This window comes from Streptomyces sp. NPDC051909 (assembly GCF_040681095.1).
GTDB lineage: Bacteria > Actinomycetota > Actinomycetes > Streptomycetales > Streptomycetaceae > Streptomyces.
In genome coordinates this window covers 201551-217794 of record NZ_JBFAYA010000006.1, presented here as the reverse complement: position 1 = coordinate 217794, position 16244 = coordinate 201551, and the positions used below count along the sequence as shown (strand labels likewise).

Genomic DNA, 16244 nt, shown 5'->3' with positions numbered 1-16244 from the left:
CCCGGTCGGAACTCGGCGGCCTCCTCCGGTCGTACGCGGTACCGTCCCCGTACACCAGACGCGGTACGAAGGGGTCCTGGATGGAGATCCGGCGGGCGACGACCGTGGCGGAGCTGCTCGCGGCGGCGCACCTGTACGACGCGCCGCCCCGCGAGGTGGGGGTCCCTCCCGACGAAGTCAGGGGGCGGGCGGCGGCCTTCCTCGCCGCCCCCGGCCATGTCCTCCTGATCGCCTACACGCCCGACGGCGTCCCGGCCGGTTTCGTCTCCGGCATCGAGATGCACCACCCGGACAAGGGCGTGGAGCTCTGTCTGTACGAGCTCTCGGTCGACGAGGCCCATCGCCGCCACGGCATCGGCCGCGCCCTCACCGAGGCCCTCGCGGCGGAGGCCCGGGTGCGCGGCTGCTACGGAATGTGGGTGGGTGTGGACATGGACAACGAGCCCGCCCTGCGCACCTACGCCTCGGCGGGCGCGGCGGACGAGGGCGTGTTCACGATGCGGGGCTGGTCCTTCCCCCGGTCCTGATCGGCATGACTCGGTCGAGGAGCCCGTCCGGCACGGCGTACGGGCGTTCCGCCGGCAGCAGCCGCTCGGCCTCGGCGAGCCGCCGCTCCCGTACGAGCGCGTGGATCTCCCGGGCGAGCGGCGTCACGTCCCGTATCCCGACCGTCCACTCGTCGGCGTACCGCCGCGACGCCTCCCCGGCAAGCCCCAGCTGCAACGACCGGTACTCGAGCGGCCTGAGGTGCAGATCCCGCTCGGGGTCCCACTGCACCCGCGCCGGAGCCCCGCGCAGCTCCCGCTGCCAGGCGGCCCGGTCGGCGTGGAAGCCCCGCACGTAGTGGGAGAGCGCGGCGTTCCGCAGGGCCCACTCGAAGCCCTCCCGGCTGATCTCGACGGCGAGCACGACCTCCTGCCCCTCCTTCAGCCCCCACCCGCAGCGGTACATCATCCACAGGAACGACGGCTTGATCCACGTCATCCGCTCCCGCTTCCACTCCCCCGGGAACCGCCCGTCCCGGGCGGCCGGCAGCCCGATCTCCGGGCGGTACGCCTGATACACGGTCACCGTCGTGTCGGTGTGCAGGGCGCGGATCTGATGCTTCGGCGGAACGGACATGCGCCCCAGGGTGCGCGCGACCGTACCCCGGGGGCCACCGGTTTACTTCTCGCGTCCGGCGTTCCCGCGGCAGCCGCCACCCGGTCGCGCCTCTCGACGTGCGGTGAGGTGTGGGGTGTTGAAGAGTCGTGGCGAGTACCCCGACTCCAAGGAGAGAAACATGCTTCGGCGCATCTCGATCGCTCTGGCCGGTCTGCTCGCTGTCGGCTTCATCGCCGCCTCCCCGGCCGCGGCCCACGACGGTGATGTGGACGGCTGCTGGTTCAGTGGCGTCCACGCCTCGGCGGGCAGTGTTCACGTGGCGGACTTCGAGCACACCTGCTGGCACGTGGGCTGACGCGCGGTGCGGCCGGGCGGGTGCCCCTTCGGGGGTGCCCGCCCGGCGGCGTGTGGGTGCGGGGTGGTCAGTGGTTGCGGGGGAAGCCCAGGTCGACGCCGGTCGGGGCCTCGGAGGGGTCCGGCCACCGGGTGGTGACGACCTTGCCGCGGGTGTAGAAGTGGACGCCGTCGTTGCCGTAGATGTGGTGGTCGCCGAAGAGGGAGTCCTTCCAGCCGCCGAAGGAGTGGTAGCCCACCGGGACCGGGATCGGGACGTTGACGCCGACCATGCCGGCCTCGATCTCCAGCTGGAAGCGGCGGGCGGCGCCGCCGTCGCGGGTGAAGATGGCGACGCCGTTGCCGAACGGGGAGGCGTTGATGAGGGCGACGCCCTCCTCGTAGGTGTCGGCGCGCAGGACGCAGAGGACCGGGCCGAAGATCTCGTCCTGGTAGGCCTTGGCCGTGGTGGGGACGTGGTCGAGGAGGGAGAGGCCGATCCAGTGGCCGTTCTCGTGGCCCTCGACCGTGTAGCCGGTGCCGTCGAGGACGACCTCGCAGCCCTCGGCCGCCGCGCCGTGCACGTAGGAGGCGACCTTGTCGCGGTGGACGGCGGTGATGAGCGGGCCCATCTCGGAGGTCGGGTCGTTGCCGGGGCCGATCTTGATCTTCTCGGCGCGCTCGCGGATCTTGTCGACCAGCTCGTCGCCGATGGAGCCGACCGCGACGACCGCGGAGATCGCCATGCAGCGCTCGCCGGCGGAGCCGTACGCCGCGGAGACGGCCGCGTCGGCGGCGGCGTCGAGGTCGGCGTCGGGCAGCACCAGCATGTGGTTCTTGGCGCCGCCGAGCGCCTGGACGCGCTTGCCGTGGGAGGAGGCGGTGGTGTGGATGTGGCGGGCGATCGGGGTGGAGCCGACGAAGGAGACCGCGGCGACGTCCGGGTGCTCCAGGAGGCGGTCGACGGCCACCTTGTCGCCGTGCACGACGTTGAAGACGCCGTCCGGCAGGCCGGCCTCGGCGAGCAGTTCGGCGATCTTGAGGGAGGCCGACGGGTCCTTCTCGCTGGGCTTGAGGACGAAGGTGTTGCCGCAGGCGATGGCCAGCGGGAACATCCACATCGGCACCATCGCCGGGAAGTTGAACGGGGTGATGCCGGCGACGACGCCGACCGGCTGGCGGATGGCGGCCACGTCGACCCGGCTGGAGACCTGGGTGGACAGCTCGCCCTTGAGCTGGGTGGTGATGCCGCAGGCCAGGTCGACGATCTCCAGGCCGCGGGCGACCTCGCCGAGCGCGTCCGAGTGCACCTTGCCGTGCTCGGCGACGATCAGCTCGGCGATGGCGTCGCGGTTGGCGTCGAGGAGCGCGCGGAAGCGGAACAGGATCGTGGTGCGCTGGGCCAGCGAGGAGGTGCCCCAGGTGGCGTACGCGGCCTTGGCGGCGGCGACCGCCGTGTCGACCTCGTCGGCGGAGGCGAGCGCGACCTGGGTGGTGACGGCGCCGGTGGCGGGGTCGGTGACCGGGCCCCAGTTGCCCGACGTGCCCTCGACGCTCTTGCCACCGATCCAGTGGTTGACGGTCTTCGTCATGACGGAATGCTCCTTCTGGCTGCTACAGGTGGCGGCGTCGGGCGGTGACGTGCCGGTCGTACTCCTCGCGGGCCTTGACCGCCGACGGGCGGGTCGAGGTCGCGGCCACGGGCACATCCCACCACGCCTGGGCGGGGGGCGGGCCCGACACACTGTCGTCCGTTTCGGTCTCCACGTAGACACATGTGGGAACCGTGGCCTCCCGGGCGTCTGCGAGGGCTTCCCGCAGGTCACGTACGGTGCGGGCGCGCAGCACCCGCATGCCGAGGGAGGCGGCGTTGGCGGCCAGGTCGACGGGCAGGGCCTCCCCGGTGAAGCTCCCGTCCTCCGCCCGGAAGCGGTAGTCGGTGCCGAAGCGCTCGGCTCCGACCGCCTCCGACAGGCCGCCGATCGAGGCGTAGCCGTGGTTGTCGAGGATCACCACCTTGATCGGCAGCCGTTGCTGCACGGCGGTGACGATTTCGGTGGGGTTCATCAGATACGTACCGTCGCCGACGAGCGCCCACACCGGCCGGCCGGGCGCGGCGAGGGAGACGCCGACGGCCGCCGGGATCTCGTATCCCATGCAGGAGTAGCCGTATTCGACGTGGTACTGGTCGACGGAACGGGTCCGCCACAGCTTGTGGAGGTCGCCGGGGAGCGAGCCGGCCGCGTTGATCAGGATGTCGTCCCCGGTGACCAGGGTGTCGAGTGCGCCGAGGACCTGGGTCTGGGTGGGGCGGGCGCGCGGGTCGGGCGCGGCGTAGGCGGCGTCGGTGCGCTCCTGCCAGTCCTGCTTGGAGAAGGTCCACTGCGCCGCATCCTGCAGATGGCCTTGCCGAGGTCCGCCGAGTGCCTCGGTGAGGGCTTCGGTGAGGGCTTCGAGTCCGGCGCGGGCGTCGGCGACGAGCGGCAGCGCGGCCTGCTTGTGGGCGTCGAAGCCGGTGATGTTGAGGTTGACGATCCGCGTGTCGGGGCGGAAGAGGGTGCCCGATGCGGTGGTGAAGTCGGTGTGGCGGGTGCCGACGGCGAGGACCAGGTCGCTGGTGCGGGCCAGCGCGTTGGCGGTACCGGTGCCGGTGTGGCCGATGCCGCCGACGTCGCAGGGGTGGTCCCAGGGCAGCACGCCCTTGCCGGCCTGGGTGGTGGCGACGGGCAGGTCGGCCCGCCGGGCGAGGGTGCGCAGGGCGTCCTCGGCGGCGCTGTACTTCACCCCGCCGCCGGCGATGATCATGGGCCGTCGGGCGGTCCTGAGCGCCTGGACGGCGGCGTCGAGCTCGGCGGCGTCCGGGCGGGGCCGGCGCACCGTCCAGGTCCGCTCGGCGAGGAACTCCTCCGGCCAGTCGTACGCCTCCGCCTGCACGTCCTGCGGCAGCGCGAGGGTGACGGCGCCGGTCTCGGCCGGGTCCGTGAGCACCCGTACGGCGGCGAGCGCGGCCGGGATCAGCGCCTCGGGGCGGGTGATCCGGTCGAAGTACCTCGACACCGGGCGCAGACAGTCGTTGACGGAGACCTCGCCCGCGTACGGCACTTCGAGCTGCTGGAGCACGGGGTCCGCGGGGCGGGTGGCGAAGGTGTCGCCGGGGAGCAGGAGGACGGGGATCCGGTTGATCGTGGCGAGCGCGGCGCCGGTGACGAGGTTGGTGGCGCCGGGGCCGATGGAGGTGGTGACGGCGTGCGTCCGGAGCCGGCGGGACTGGCGGGCGTAGCCGACGGCCGCGTGCACCATGGCCTGTTCGTTGCGTCCCTGGTGGTACGGCATGAGGTCGGCGTGCTCGACGAGCGCCTGGCCGATCCCGGCGACGTTGCCGTGGCCGAAGATGCCCCAGGTGGCGGTGACGAGCCGCTGCCGCACGCCGTCGCGCTCGGTGTGCTGGGCGGCGAGGAAGCGCACCAGGGCCTGGGCGACGGTCAGGCGGGTCACTTGTATCCCTCCGTGTGGTCGGGGTGGAAGCTGATCCGCCATTCCCGCTCGGGGCCGGGTCCGGCCATGACGTTGAGGTAGTAGAGCGGGTGCCCGGGCTGGGCGATCGACGGGCCGTGCCAGCCGTCGGGGACGAGGACGGCGTCGCCGGTGCGCACCTCGGCGAGGAGTTCGGCACCGCCGGGGCGGGAGGGGGTGATCCGCTGGTAGGCGTAGCCGGGCGGGGCGCCGTGCGGGCTGCCGGGTGGCGCGGACACCTCGTAGTAGTAGATCTCCTCCAGGACGGACTCCGTGCCGGGGTGGTGCTCGTCGTGCTTGTGCGGCGGGTAGGAGGACCAGTTGCCGCCGGGGGTGATCACCTCGACAGCGATCAGCCGGTCGCAGGCGAAGGCGCCGGCCGCGGCGAAGTTGCGCACCTCGCGGGTGCGGTTGCCGCTGCCGCGGGTCTCGACGGGAACCTCCGGCGCGGGGCCGTAGCGTGCGGGGAGTCGTCGCTCGCACTTCGCTCCTGCCAAAGCGAAGCGGCCTCCCGCGCCGGAGGCGATCTGGGCATGGGCGTCCCTCGGTACGTAGGCGAAGTCCGAGACCCCGTCGAACGGGCTCTCCCGGCCCACGAGTTCGAGGATTTCCCCGTCGACGCGCACCGTACCGCCCCCGGACAGTGGAAGCACCACCCATTCGCTGTTCCCCGTCTCGAACTCGTGGGTCCCGCCGGGCGGCAGGTCGAGCACCCGCAACGAGCTGTGCGCCCAGCCGGCGCGCTCGGGGTCGATGTCGACGTCGTACGGGCCGCGGGCGGCCGAGCCGGCGGGGACGTGGAGGGAGAGCGTGGAGTCCATGGTCATGTGCCTACCCGCCGGGGCGCCCGGTCACCGGAAGTCGGGTCATCGGGGGTACGGGCGGCGGCTCGGGTACGGGCGTCGGGCGCCCGGTCATCAGGCGCGGGATCACCGGGGTCCGGGTCATCGGAGTCCCGGTCATCCGGGTCCGGGTCATCCGGGTCCGGGTCATCCGGGTCCGGGTCATCGGGGGCGCTCCGGGATCGAGGCGTCGCCGGTGTCGAGGGCCAGGTCGATCTCCTCGGCGTACGGCATGGCGGGCGAGCAGGCGAGCCGGCCGGCCACGATGGCGCCCGCCGCGTTGGCCCGGCGCAGCACCTGCTCCAGGTCGAGGCCGGCGAGCAGCCCGTGGGCGAGCGCGCCGCCGAAGGCGTCACCGGCGCCGAGGCCGTTGACCACCTCCACGGGCAGCGGCGGAACCTCGGCGGTGGTGCCGTCGGCGGCGAGCGCGAGGACGCCCTTGGGGCCCTGTTTGACGACGGCGAGCCGGACGCCGGCGGCGAGCAGCGCACGGGCGGCGGCGTACGGCTCGCGCTCGCCGGTGGCGACCTCGCACTCGTCGAGGTTGCCGACGGCGACCGTCGCGTGCCGCAGCGCCTCCGCGTACAGCGGTCCGGCCTCGTCGGGGGCGTCCCAGAGGGCCGGGCGCCAGTCGAGGTCGAGGACGGTGAGCGCGCCGGGTCCGGCCGCCCGCTCGCGCAGCGCGGCGAGGGTCGCGGAGCGGCTCGGCTCGGCGCTCAGGCCGGTCCCGGTGACCCACAGGGCGCGGGCCGCCCGGAGCGCCGGAAGGTCCAGCTCGTGGGGGTGGATCTCCAGGTCGGGGGCCTTGGGGCGGCGGTAGAAGTGGATCGGGAAGTGGTCGGGCGGGAAGATCTCGCAGAAGGTGACGGGGGTGGGGTACGCGGCGACCTCGGTGACCCACCGCTCGTCGACCCCGAAGGCCCGCAGCTCCCGGCGCAGGTACTCCCCGAACGGGTCGGCCCCGGTCCGGCTGATCAGCGCGGTGCGGCAGCCGAGCCGCGCGGCGGCGACGGCCACATTGGCCGGGGAGCCGCCCAGGAACTTCCCGAAGGTCTCCACCCGCGCCAGCTCCACCCCGCTCTGCAGCGGGTAGAGGTCCACACCGAGGCGGCCCATCGTGATCAGGTCGTAGACGATCGGGTCGTGCACATCCGGCTCGTGCGTGGTCGGGCCGTGCGCGATCGGTCCGTACGTGGTCGGGCCGTCGGGCCGGCCGTCCCGCCGGTGCTCCGGTTCCGCCGTCATCGGCACGTCACCTCTCGCCTCGGCCCTGGTGGGCCCACGCCCTCAGGTCTATCCACGGCCCTGGGGCGTGTCAACGACATGTCCTGATATCCGGACGTACTGTCGGACGCCGTCTTGACGCCCTCCGGAGTCCGCCCCAAGGTGGCATTCATGACGAATCCGTCACCTCGGCAGTCCTCGCCGTCCCCGTCAGCCTCCCCTCGGCCGTCCCGGATCCGGGTCGGCTCCGCCCCGGACTCGTGGGGGGTGTGGTTCCCCGACGATCCCCGGCAGGTGGCGTGGCAGCGGTTCCTGGACGAGGTGGCGGGCGCCGGTTACGAGTGGATCGAGCTCGGTCCGTACGGCTATCTGCCGACCGATCCGGGGCTGCTCGCCGAGGAGACGGGCAGCCGGGGGCTGCGGGTCTCGGCGGCGACCGTGTTCACCGGGCTCCACCACGGGCCGGCCGTGTGGGAGCGGACCTGGGCCCATGTCGCCGAGAACGCGGCGCTCGCCCAGGCCATGGGTGCGGAACATCTGGTGGTGATCCCCTCCTTCTGGCGCGACGACCGCACCGGCGAGGTCCTGGAGGACCGCGCTCTGACGGCCGAGCAGTGGCGGCAGCTGACCGGTCTGACCGAGCGCCTCGGCCACGAGGTGCGGGAGCGGTACGGGCTGCGGATCGTGGTCCATCCGCACGCCGACACCCACCTCGACAGCGAGGAGAACGTCACCCGCCTCCTCGACGCCACCGATCCGGATCTGGTGGCGCTGTGCCTGGACACCGGGCACTACGCCTACTGCGGCGGCGACAGCGTGAAGCTGATCGAGACCTACGGCGAACGCATCGGCTACCTCCATCTCAAGCAGGTCGACCCGGCGGTGCTCGCCCGGGTGGTGGCCGAGGAGCTGCCTTTCGGCCCGGCGGTGGCCCAGGGCGTGATGTGCGAGCCGCCGGCCGGGGTGCCGGCCCTGGAGCCCGTGCTCGACGCGGCGCGGGCCCTGGACGTGGACCTGTTCGCCATCGTCGAGCAGGACATGTACCCCTGCGAACCCGACACCCCCTACCCCATCGCGGAACGCACCCGGCGCTTCCTCCGCTCCTGTGGCGTCTGATGATCCTGCGTCACTTTCGTTACGTCCGTCGCTCCTTCGTCACGCATATCTCCATTACGCGGGTTTTCCGTCACAGGCGTTCGACAGGCGCTCTCCTCCCGTCGGAAGGGGCCGTTGACCGGGCACAGGCTCAGTGATCACGGGACACGAGTGATCACCAGTGACGTCCGGCAGCTCCCCCGACGGCGCCCCCGCCGCCCTGCCGGACACGCAGGAGAGGTGCCACGCCATGACGGACAGAAGACTCTGGTCGTACAAGGACATCGCCGCGCACATCAAGGTGCAGCCGGACACGGTCCGCTCCTATCGGAAGCACGGGCTGCTGCCCGTGCCCGACCACGTGGACTCGGGCAAGCCCTACTGGCACCCGGACACCATCCGCGCCTGGGTCGCGAACCGGCCCGGGAACCGGAGCCGCCGGGACTGAACCGGCGCCAGATCCCCCACCCGCCCCCGCGGGCCCCGAGGCGGCCCCATGTCCCAGGCCCCGCACCGCGCACCCGCGCGGTGCGGGGCCTCGGTCATCCGGCGACGGCCTCCTTCTCGGGCTCGCGCGCGGCGCCCGCCGCCGGGGCGGGCGCCCCGGGTATGCCGCCCTCGCTGATGCCGAAGCGGGCGTGGAGCCGGCGCAGCGGCGCGGGCGCCCACCAGGTGAAGCGGCCGGTCAGTTTCATCACGGACGGCACGAGCAGGCTGCGCACCACCATGGCGTCCATGAGGACGGCCAGGGCCACACCGAGGCCGAGCATCTTGGTGTTGGTGACCCGGCTGGTGCCGATGGCGACCATGACGACGGCCAGGATGACGGCCGCCGCGGTGATCAGCCCGCCGGTACGGCGCAGTCCGTGCCGGACGGCGCCCTCGTGGTCGCCGGTGGCGTCGTACTCCTCCTTGATCCGGGAGAGCAGGAACACCCCGTAGTCCATGGAGAGTCCGAAGGCCACGCAGAACATCAGGACGGGCAGGGTGGTCTCGATGTCGCCGGTGGAGGTGAAGCCGAGGAACCCGGAGAGGTGCCCCTCCTGGAAGACCCAGACGACCGCACCGAACATGGCGGTGAGGCTGAGGGCGTTGAGCACGACGGCCTGGACCGGGACGACGACGCTGCCGGTGAGCAGGAAGACCAGGACCAGGGTGACGATCGCGATGATGGCGGCGGCCCAGGGCAGGCGCTCGCCGATGGCGTCCTTGGAGTCGACCAAGACGGCCGCGGCGCCGGTGACGGAGGTGGCGAAGGGGGCCTTCTCGGCGCGCAGTTCGCCGACCACCCGCTGGGCTCCGGCGCCGACTCCCTCGCCCTCGGGGACGACGGTGTAGTAGGCGTGGGTCCGCGCACCGGCAGCGGCGGTGCCCGCGGTGACGGCGGTGACCGGCCCGTCGACCCGGGCGACACCGTCGAGGGCCTCGATCCGGGTGCGGTAGCCCTCGTACTGGGCGGCGGTGGCCGGGCCCTCGGCGAGCACGGTGAGCGCGCCGCCGGGGTTGCCGGGGAAGCTCTCGCGGAGCTGCTCCTGCACGACCCGGGACTCCGCGGCGGCGGGCAGCTGGCGGTCGTCGGCGGTGCCGAACTTCACGCCGAGGAAGGGCAGTCCGAGCAGCACGAGGCCGGTGGCGGTGGCGACGGCGAACCACGGCGCCCGCCGCATGACGAGGGCGGCCGCCCGCCCCCATCCGGCGCCCTCCGCGCGCCCGGCGTCGGCAGCGCCCCGCCGCCGGAAGACCCGGCGCAGGTCCAGGGCGTTGACCCGGTCGCCGAGCAGTAGCAGCGCGGCCGGCAGCAGGACCAGGGCGGCTGCGGCGGCGAGCAGGACGACGGCGATGCCCGCGTAGGCGAAGGAGCGCAGGAAGTACTGCGGGAAGACCAGCATCGCGGCCAGCGAGACGGCGACGGTGAGGGCGGAGAAGAGCACGGTCCGTCCGGCGGTGCGCAGGGTGGTGGCGACGGCGGTGCGGGTGTCGGCGCCGCCGGACAGTTCCTCACGGAAGCGCCGGACCACGAACAGGGCGTAGTCGATGGCGAGTCCGAGGCCGAGGGCGGTGGTGAGGTTCTGGGCGAAGACGGAGACGTCGGTGAACTCGGTGATGCCGCGCAGCACGGCGTTGGTGCCGAGGATGGCGACGATCCCGATGCCGAGCGGGAGCACGGCGGCGACGGCGCTGCCGAAGACCATGACGAGCAGGACGAGGGTGATGGGCAGGGCGATCATCTCCGCCCTGAGCAGGTCCTCCTGGATGATCGTCTGCATCTCGTGGCGGACGGCGAGCGGGCCGCCGACGGAGACCTCGACGGGTCCGTGCTGACCGCGGAACTCGGGGGCGAGGCGCTCCAGGATCTTCCCGGCGGCCTTCTCCTCGCCGTCGATGCGGGCGGCGATGACGCCCTGCCGGCCGTCCTCCGAGCGCAGTGCCGGGGAGCCGGTCTGCCAGTAGGAGCCGACGCCGTCGACGCCTTCCTGGGCGTCGAGCCGCTCGGCGAGCCGCTTGGCCTCGGCGACGACCGCGGGGGCGTCGACCCCGGCGGATCCCGCGTCGACCAGAAGCAGCACATTGGGCTGGGAGGCGGGGAACTCCCGCTCAAGGACCTGGATGGCCCGGGTGGACTCGGCGTCCGGGTCCTCCCAGCCGCCGCTGCCCATCCGGTCCGCGACCCCGCCGCCGGCCAGCACCGCGAGCGCGGTGAGCACGAGGGCGACGAGCAGTGACAGCCGGGGCCGGGCCGTCACCAGTCGTGTCCAGCGACCGGGCCCACCCCCTGTGGGCAGGGCTTTCTTGACTTCGGCCATGACGCGGTGTCCCCTTCACCGTGACCCGTGCGACGCGTGCAGGGGTCGACCCGTTGCCATAGGCTGGCAAACACGAGACATCGCTCGCGTTTTTCAAGAATGCGAGCGACCTCTCGTGTTTGTCAAACGTGTTGAGGGAGGCTGTGGACAGCCATGTCCGAGGAGACCCCCGGGGCCGCGCCCGAGGAACCGAAGCCGCGCCGCCGCCAGGCCCGCGGCGAGCGCCGGATCACCCAGCTGCTCCAGGCCGCCGCGAACGTCTTCTGCGCCAAGGGCTACACGGCCGCGAGCACCAACGCGATCGCGCGGGAGGCCAGCGTCTCGCCCGGCACGCTCTACCAGTACTTCCCGAACAAGGAGGCCATCGCCCTGGAGCTGGGCGACCGGCTGCTCGCCGAGATGCGGGCAGCCCATGGCCAGGCCTTCACTCCCGCGAACCTGGGACTACCGATCCCCCAGCTCGTGGACGCCGTCCTCGACCCGCTGATCGAGTTCAACTGCCAGCACCCGGTCTTCCTCGCACTCATGCACGGCTCCGAGGTCCCTGGCCGGATCGCCGAGGAGCACGACGCCCTGCACGCCTCACTCCTCGCCCGGGTCGGCGAACTGATCGCCCACTACCTGCCCGGCAGCGAGCCCGCCCAGCGGGCCCGGATGGCCGACATGATCTTCGCCATCGTGAAGGCGGGACTCGCCCTCGTCCTCGCCGCACCCGAGGGCCAGGAGCGGGAAGCGGTGATCACCGAGCTGAAGACGGTCCTGCTGCGCTACCTCGCCCCACTCCTCACGGACCAGCGGCTCACCGCGACCCCGACCCCCTGACCCGCGAGCCCCCGCCTGAATTCATACCCCCTAGGGGTACAGTGGGGGTGAGTACACCGCCCCTCGAAGAGGAGAACGCCATGACCGCCGAGACCCGGACCGAACTCCCCCAGGCGACCGCCTCCTGCTGCTCCTCCACGGGCGGCTGTCACGACGGCGCGGCGGACGCGGCCAAGGCCGAGGGCGTCACCACCGTCTACGAGGTCAAGGGCATGACCTGCGGCCACTGCGAGGGCGCGGTGTCGAGCGAGATCTCCGAGATCGCCGGCGTGGCCTCGGTCACCGCCGTCGCCGCCACCGGCAAGGTCACCGTCGTCTCCACCGCCCCGCTCGACGAGGAGGCCGTCCGCGCCGCCGTCGACGAGGCCGGCTACGAGCTCGTCGGCCTCGCCTGAGCCCACACCCGATCCACCAGATCCACCAGATCCACCAGATCCACCAGATCCAACTGATCCGCCCGGGCCGACCGGCCCTCCGCAGCACTTCCGCAGGGTCGTACGGTGACTTCGTACGGCCCTGCTCGCGTTGGGAACCACCCATGGAACCACTCACGACCTCCACCGTCACCGAGCTCACGATCGGCGGCATGACCTGCGCCTCCTGTGCCGCCCGGGTCGAGAAGAAGCTCAACCGGATGGAGGGCGTGACGGCGACCGTCAACTACGCCACCGAGAAGGCCCGCGTCGAACACCCGGCGGACGTCCCGGTCGCCGATCTGATCGCCACGGTCGTCAAGACCGGCTACACCGCCGAGGAGCCCCCGCCGCCGGAGCCCGAGCCGGAACCGGAGCCGGAGCCGGAGGGTCGAGCCGGGGCCGAGGCTTCCGGAATCCCCGATCAGGACCCGGAACTCGCCTCCCTGCGGCAGCGGCTCACCGTCTCCGCCGTGCTCTCCCTCCCCGTCGTCCTGCTCTCCATGGTCCCGGCCCTCCAGTTCGACGACTGGCAGTGGCTCTCGCTCACCCTCGCCGCCCCCGTGGTCGTCTGGGGCGGGCTGCCCTTCCACCGGGCCGCCTGGACCAATCTGCGGCACGGCGCCGCCACCATGGACACCCTGATCTCGCTCGGCACCCTCGCCGCCTTCGGCTGGTCGCTGTGGGCGCTCTTCCTCGGCGACGCCGGCATGCCCGGCATGCGCCACGACTTCGACCTCACCGTCTCCCGCGACCACGCCTCCGCCACGATCTATCTGGAGGTCGCCGCCGGCGTCATCACCTTCATCCTGCTCGGCCGCTGGCTGGAGGCCCGCGCCAAGCGGAAGGCGGGCGCGGCGCTGCACGCCCTGCTGCGGCTCGGCGCCAAGGACGTCGCCGTCCTGCGGGGCGGGGTCGAGGTACGGGTCCCGGTCGGCGCGCTCGCGGTCGGCGACCGCTTCGTCGTACGCCCCGGGGAGAAGATCGCCACCGACGGCACCGTGACCGACGGCGCCTCCGCCGTGGACGCCTCGATGCTCACCGGCGAGTCCGTCCCGGTCGACGTGCTGCCCGGCGACAGCGTCACCGGCGGCTGCGTGAACGTCGCCGGCCGCCTGGTCGTCGAGGCCACCCGGGTCGGCGCCGACACCCAGCTGGCCCGGATGGCCAGGCTCGTCGAGGACGCCCAGAACGGCAAGGCCGAGGTGCAGCGGCTCGCCGACCGGATCTCCGCCGTCTTCGTGCCCGTGGTGCTGCTCATCGCGCTCGGCACCCTGGTGGGCTGGCTGCTCACCACGAGCGACACGACCGCCGCCTTCACGGCCGCCGTCGCCGTGCTGATCATCGCCTGCCCGTGCGCGCTCGGCCTCGCGACCCCGACCGCGCTCATGGTCGGCACCGGGCGCGGCGCGCAGCTCGGCATCCTCATCAAGGGCCCGGAGGTCCTGGAGTCCACCCGCCGCGTCGACACCGTCGTGCTCGACAAGACCGGCACGGTCACCACCGGCCGGATGGAACTGACCGGGGTGCACGTGTACGGGGGCGCCTACGGCGCCGACCGCACCGACGAGGCCGAACTGCTTCGGCTCGCGGGCGCCCTGGAGCACTCCTCCGAGCACCCGGTCGCCCGCGCCGTCGCGGCCGGCGCCGCCGCGCGGGTCGGCGAGCTGCCCGTACCGAAGTCCTTCGAGAACGTGCCCGGCCTCGGCGTGCGCGGCTCGGTGGACGGGCACCTGGTCCTGGTCGGGCGGGCCGCGCTGCTCGCCGCCGAGGAGATCGAGGTCCCTGACCGGGCCGCCCCCGGCGTGGTCCACGTCGCCTGGGACGGGCGGGCCCGGGGCACCCTGACGGTCGCCGACGCGGTGAAGGAGACCAGCGCCGAGGCGGTGGCCTCGCTGCGCGGCCTCGGGCTGCGGCCGGTGCTGCTCACCGGCGACACGCGGACGGTCGCGGAGCGGGTGGCGGCGGAGGTCGGCATCGACGAGGTGATCGCCGAGGTGCTGCCGCAGGACAAGGTCGACGTCGTCAGGCGGCTTCAGGCCGAGGGGCGGACGGTGGCCATGGTGGGCGACGGCGTGAACGACGCGGCGGCCCTGGCCACCGCCGATCTGGGCCTGGCGATGGGCACCGGCACGGACGCCGCCATCGAGGCGAGCGACCTGACCCTGGTACGGGGCGACCTGCGGGTCGCGGCCGACGCCATCCGGCTCTCCCGGCGCACCCTGGCGACGATCAAGGGGAACCTGGGCTGGGCCTTCGGCTACAACGTGGCGGCGCTGCCGCTGGCGGCGGCCGGGCTGCTCAACCCCATGATCGCCGGGCTCGCGATGGCCTTCTCCTCGGTCTTCGTGGTGACCAACAGCCTGCGGCTGCGCCGCTTCCGCTGAGCCCGTCCGCGCCCGTACGGGGTGTGATCGCGTGAATTCACCTACACGTGACGCACAGGACCTTCACAAAGAGATCTAGATCACAGATATTGGGGGGTAACCATCTGGGCTGTTCGCGAGTCTAAGTGGGCGATGCCGAGAACGTCTTGGGGGACGTTCATGGAGATGTCTTGGGGGACGTCTCCAGGCAAGCGCGGCCGGGGCACGTGCACCGGGGAGCTTTGAGCGGCCCTCCCGTACGTACGTACCCCGGCAGACCGCGCGAGCAGACGCCCGGCCCGGATCCCGTGGGGGGAATCCGCACCGGGGATATGGGAAGCGCCCCGTCCGCCGACCCGTGGGGGGATCGGCGGCGGGGCGCTTCCGCTTCCTACAGCTTGTGGCCCGGGAGTCAGCGGGACTCGACCGGGACGAAGTCGCGGAGGACCTCGCCGGTGTAGATCTGGCGCGGGCGGCCGATGCGGGAACCCGGCTCCTTGATCATCTCGTGCCACTGGGCGATCCAGCCCGGGAGGCGGCCGAGGGCGAAGAGGACCGTGAACATCTCGGTCGGGAAGCCCATCGCGCGGTAGATGAGACCCGTGTAGAAGTCCACGTTCGGGTAGAGGTTGCGCGAAACGAAGTAGTCGTCGGAGAGCGCGTGCTCCTCCAGCTTGAGCGCGATGTCGAGCAGCTCGTCGGACTTGCCGAGGGCCGACAGGACGTCGTGCGCCGCCGCCTTGATGATCTTGGCGCGCGGGTCGAAGGACTTGTACACCCGGTGGCCGAAGCCCATCAGGCGGACGCCGTCCTCCTTGTTCTTCACCTTGCGGATGAAGGAGTCGACGTCGCCGCCGTTGGCCTGGATGCCTTCCAGCATCTCCAGGACGGACTGGTTGGCGCCGCCGTGCAGCGGGCCCCACAGGGCCGAGATGCCGGCGGAGATCGAGGCGAACATGTTCGCCTGCGAGGAGCCGACCAGGCGGACGGTGGACGTCGAGCAGTTCTGCTCGTGGTCCGCGTGCAGGATCAGCAGCTTGTCGAGCGCCGAGACCACGACCGGGTCCAGGTCGTACTCCTGGGCGGGGACCGAGAAGGTCATGCGCAGGAAGTTCTCGACGTAGCCGAGGTCGTTACGCGGGTAGACGAACGGGTGACCGATCGACTTCTTGTACGCGTAGGCCGCGATCGTCGGCAGCTTGGCGAGCAGCCGGATCGTCGACAGGTGGCGCTGCTTCTCGTCGAACGGGTTGTGGCTGTCCTGGTAGAAGGTGGACAGCGCGGAGACCACGGAGGACAGCATCGCCATCGGGTGGGCGTCGCGCGGGAAGCCCCGGAAGAAGTTCTTGACGTCCTCGTGGACCAGCGTGTGCTGGGTGATCTCGTTCTGGAACACGGAGAGCTCGTCCGCCTTCGGCAGCTCGCCGTTGATCAGCAGGTACGCCACCTCCAGGAAGGTGGACTGCTCGGCCAGCTGCTCGATGGGGTAGCCGCGGTACCGGAGGATGCCCTGCTCACCGTCGAGGTAGGTGATGGCGGATTTGTAGGCGGCGGTGTTGCCGTATCCGCTGTCCAGGGTGACCAGACCGGTCTGGGCTCGAAGCTTCCCGATGTCGAAGCCCTTGTCGCCGACGGTGCTCTCGACCACCGGGTAGGTGTATTCACCGTCCGCGTACCGCAGTACTACAGAGTTGTCGCTCACGTCATCCCTCACCGACGTAGTGCCTC

14 protein-coding genes are annotated in these 16244 nt (G+C 72.2%); 7 read left to right on the top strand and 7 right to left on the bottom strand.

Annotation, left to right across the window (positions count from 1 at the left end; translation table 11 throughout):
- Positions 1 to 80: 80 nt before the first annotated feature.
- Entirely contained in the window at positions 81 to 527 is a 447-nt protein-coding gene (locus AB0M18_RS12205) for a GNAT family N-acetyltransferase (RefSeq protein ID WP_365756774.1), read from the top strand.
- Here the strand turns inward: AB0M18_RS12205 and AB0M18_RS12200 are convergent.
- Positions 493 to 1122, bottom strand: a complete 630-nt coding sequence (locus AB0M18_RS12200; protein ID WP_365756773.1) for a DUF4291 domain-containing protein — start codon at positions 1120 to 1122, stop codon at positions 493 to 495. The two genes, AB0M18_RS12205 and AB0M18_RS12200, sit on opposite strands and share 35 nt — an antisense overlap.
- A gap of 160 nt (positions 1123 to 1282) precedes the next feature.
- Here AB0M18_RS12200 and AB0M18_RS12195 point away from each other — a divergent pair, with 160 nt between their 5' ends.
- Positions 1283 to 1459, top strand: a complete 177-nt coding sequence (locus AB0M18_RS12195; protein ID WP_365756772.1) for a hypothetical protein — start codon at positions 1283 to 1285, stop codon at positions 1457 to 1459.
- Between the two features lie 67 nt (positions 1460 to 1526).
- On the opposite strand, the gene mmsA is transcribed toward AB0M18_RS12195, so the two are convergent.
- From mmsA to iolC, 4 genes are all read right to left on the bottom strand, one after another.
- The gene (gene mmsA / locus AB0M18_RS12190; protein ID WP_365756771.1) at positions 1527 to 3029 is read right to left on the bottom strand and encodes a CoA-acylating methylmalonate-semialdehyde dehydrogenase; all 1503 of its coding nucleotides are present in this window, start codon (positions 3027 to 3029) and stop codon (positions 1527 to 1529) included.
- Between the two features lie 22 nt (positions 3030 to 3051).
- Complete coding sequence (gene iolD, locus AB0M18_RS12185) at positions 3052 to 4974, bottom strand: 3D-(3,5/4)-trihydroxycyclohexane-1,2-dione acylhydrolase (decyclizing) (protein WP_365756769.1); 1923 nt, start codon at positions 4972 to 4974, stop codon at positions 3052 to 3054.
- Positions 4929 to 5777, bottom strand: a complete 849-nt coding sequence (iolB, locus tag AB0M18_RS12180) for a 5-deoxy-glucuronate isomerase (protein WP_365756768.1) — start codon at positions 5775 to 5777, stop codon at positions 4929 to 4931. Before iolB ends, iolD begins: the two co-directional genes overlap by 46 nt.
- A 177-nt stretch (positions 5778 to 5954) precedes the next feature.
- A complete protein-coding gene (iolC, locus tag AB0M18_RS12175) occupies positions 5955 to 7037 on the bottom strand; it encodes a 5-dehydro-2-deoxygluconokinase (protein WP_365756767.1) in 1083 nt (360 codons plus the stop codon).
- A 150-nt stretch (positions 7038 to 7187) separates the two neighbouring features.
- Here iolC and AB0M18_RS12170 point away from each other — a divergent pair, with 150 nt between their 5' ends.
- Both AB0M18_RS12170 and AB0M18_RS12165 read left to right on the top strand, forming a co-directional pair.
- Positions 7188 to 8132 carry a sugar phosphate isomerase/epimerase gene (locus AB0M18_RS12170; RefSeq protein ID WP_365756766.1) on the top strand — a complete coding sequence of 315 codons (945 nt, stop codon included), beginning with the start codon at positions 7188 to 7190 and terminating at the stop codon, positions 8130 to 8132.
- Positions 8133 to 8361: 229 nt separating this feature from the next.
- Positions 8362 to 8559, top strand: a complete 198-nt coding sequence (locus AB0M18_RS12165; RefSeq protein ID WP_365756765.1) for a MarR family transcriptional regulator — start codon at positions 8362 to 8364, stop codon at positions 8557 to 8559.
- A 94-nt stretch (positions 8560 to 8653) separates the two neighbouring features.
- On the opposite strand, the gene AB0M18_RS12160 is transcribed toward AB0M18_RS12165, so the two are convergent.
- Positions 8654 to 10915, bottom strand: coding sequence for an MMPL family transporter (locus AB0M18_RS12160; RefSeq protein ID WP_365756763.1), 2262 nt, complete (start codon positions 10913 to 10915; stop codon positions 8654 to 8656).
- 153 nt (positions 10916 to 11068) lie between these two features.
- Here AB0M18_RS12160 and AB0M18_RS12155 point away from each other — a divergent pair, with 153 nt between their 5' ends.
- The 3 genes from AB0M18_RS12155 (at position 11069) to AB0M18_RS12145 (ending at position 14537) form a co-directional block, all read left to right on the top strand.
- Positions 11069 to 11737 (top strand): TetR/AcrR family transcriptional regulator, encoded by a 669-nt coding sequence (locus AB0M18_RS12155; protein ID WP_365756762.1) that lies wholly within the window; start codon positions 11069 to 11071, stop codon positions 11735 to 11737.
- Positions 11738 to 11817: 80 nt separating this feature from the next.
- Entirely contained in the window at positions 11818 to 12132 is a 315-nt protein-coding gene (locus AB0M18_RS12150) for a heavy-metal-associated domain-containing protein (RefSeq protein WP_365756761.1), read from the top strand.
- A gap of 143 nt (positions 12133 to 12275) precedes the next feature.
- Positions 12276 to 14537 (top strand): heavy metal translocating P-type ATPase, encoded by a 2262-nt coding sequence (locus tag AB0M18_RS12145; protein WP_365756760.1) that lies wholly within the window; start codon positions 12276 to 12278, stop codon positions 14535 to 14537.
- 391 nt (positions 14538 to 14928) lie between these two features.
- Here the strand turns inward: AB0M18_RS12145 and AB0M18_RS12140 are convergent, their stop codons facing one another.
- Positions 14929 to 16218 carry a citrate synthase gene (locus AB0M18_RS12140; RefSeq protein ID WP_265862607.1) on the bottom strand — a complete coding sequence of 430 codons (1290 nt, stop codon included), beginning with the start codon at positions 16216 to 16218 and terminating at the stop codon, positions 14929 to 14931.
- Between the last annotated feature and the right edge of the window lie 26 nt (positions 16219 to 16244).

Bases quoted from the DNA above. Each gene is read 5' to 3' on its own strand.
- AB0M18_RS12195 (WP_365756772.1), top strand. From the start codon at position 1,283: ATGCTTCGGCGCATCTCGATCGCTCTGGCCGGTCTGCTCGCTGTCGGC.
- iolC (WP_365756767.1), bottom strand. From the start codon at position 7,037: ATGACGGCGGAACCGGAGCACCGGCGGGACGGCCGGCCCGACGGCCCG.
- AB0M18_RS12160 (WP_365756763.1), bottom strand. From the start codon at position 10,915: ATGGCCGAAGTCAAGAAAGCCCTGCCCACAGGGGGTGGGCCCGGTCGC.
- AB0M18_RS12200 (WP_365756773.1), bottom strand. From the start codon at position 1,122: ATGTCCGTTCCGCCGAAGCATCAGATCCGCGCCCTGCACACCGACACG.
- mmsA (WP_365756771.1), bottom strand. From the start codon at position 3,029: ATGACGAAGACCGTCAACCACTGGATCGGTGGCAAGAGCGTCGAGGGC.
- iolB (WP_365756768.1), bottom strand. From the start codon at position 5,777: ATGACCATGGACTCCACGCTCTCCCTCCACGTCCCCGCCGGCTCGGCC.
- AB0M18_RS12205 (WP_365756774.1), top strand. From the start codon at position 81: ATGGAGATCCGGCGGGCGACGACCGTGGCGGAGCTGCTCGCGGCGGCG.
- AB0M18_RS12145 (WP_365756760.1), top strand. From the start codon at position 12,276: ATGGAACCACTCACGACCTCCACCGTCACCGAGCTCACGATCGGCGGC.
- AB0M18_RS12155 (WP_365756762.1), top strand. From the start codon at position 11,069: ATGTCCGAGGAGACCCCCGGGGCCGCGCCCGAGGAACCGAAGCCGCGC.
- AB0M18_RS12165 (WP_365756765.1), top strand. From the start codon at position 8,362: ATGACGGACAGAAGACTCTGGTCGTACAAGGACATCGCCGCGCACATC.
- iolD (WP_365756769.1), bottom strand. From the start codon at position 4,974: ATGGCGGATCAGCTTCCACCCCGACCACACGGAGGGATACAAGTGACC.
- AB0M18_RS12150 (WP_365756761.1), top strand. From the start codon at position 11,818: ATGACCGCCGAGACCCGGACCGAACTCCCCCAGGCGACCGCCTCCTGC.
- AB0M18_RS12170 (WP_365756766.1), top strand. From the start codon at position 7,188: ATGACGAATCCGTCACCTCGGCAGTCCTCGCCGTCCCCGTCAGCCTCC.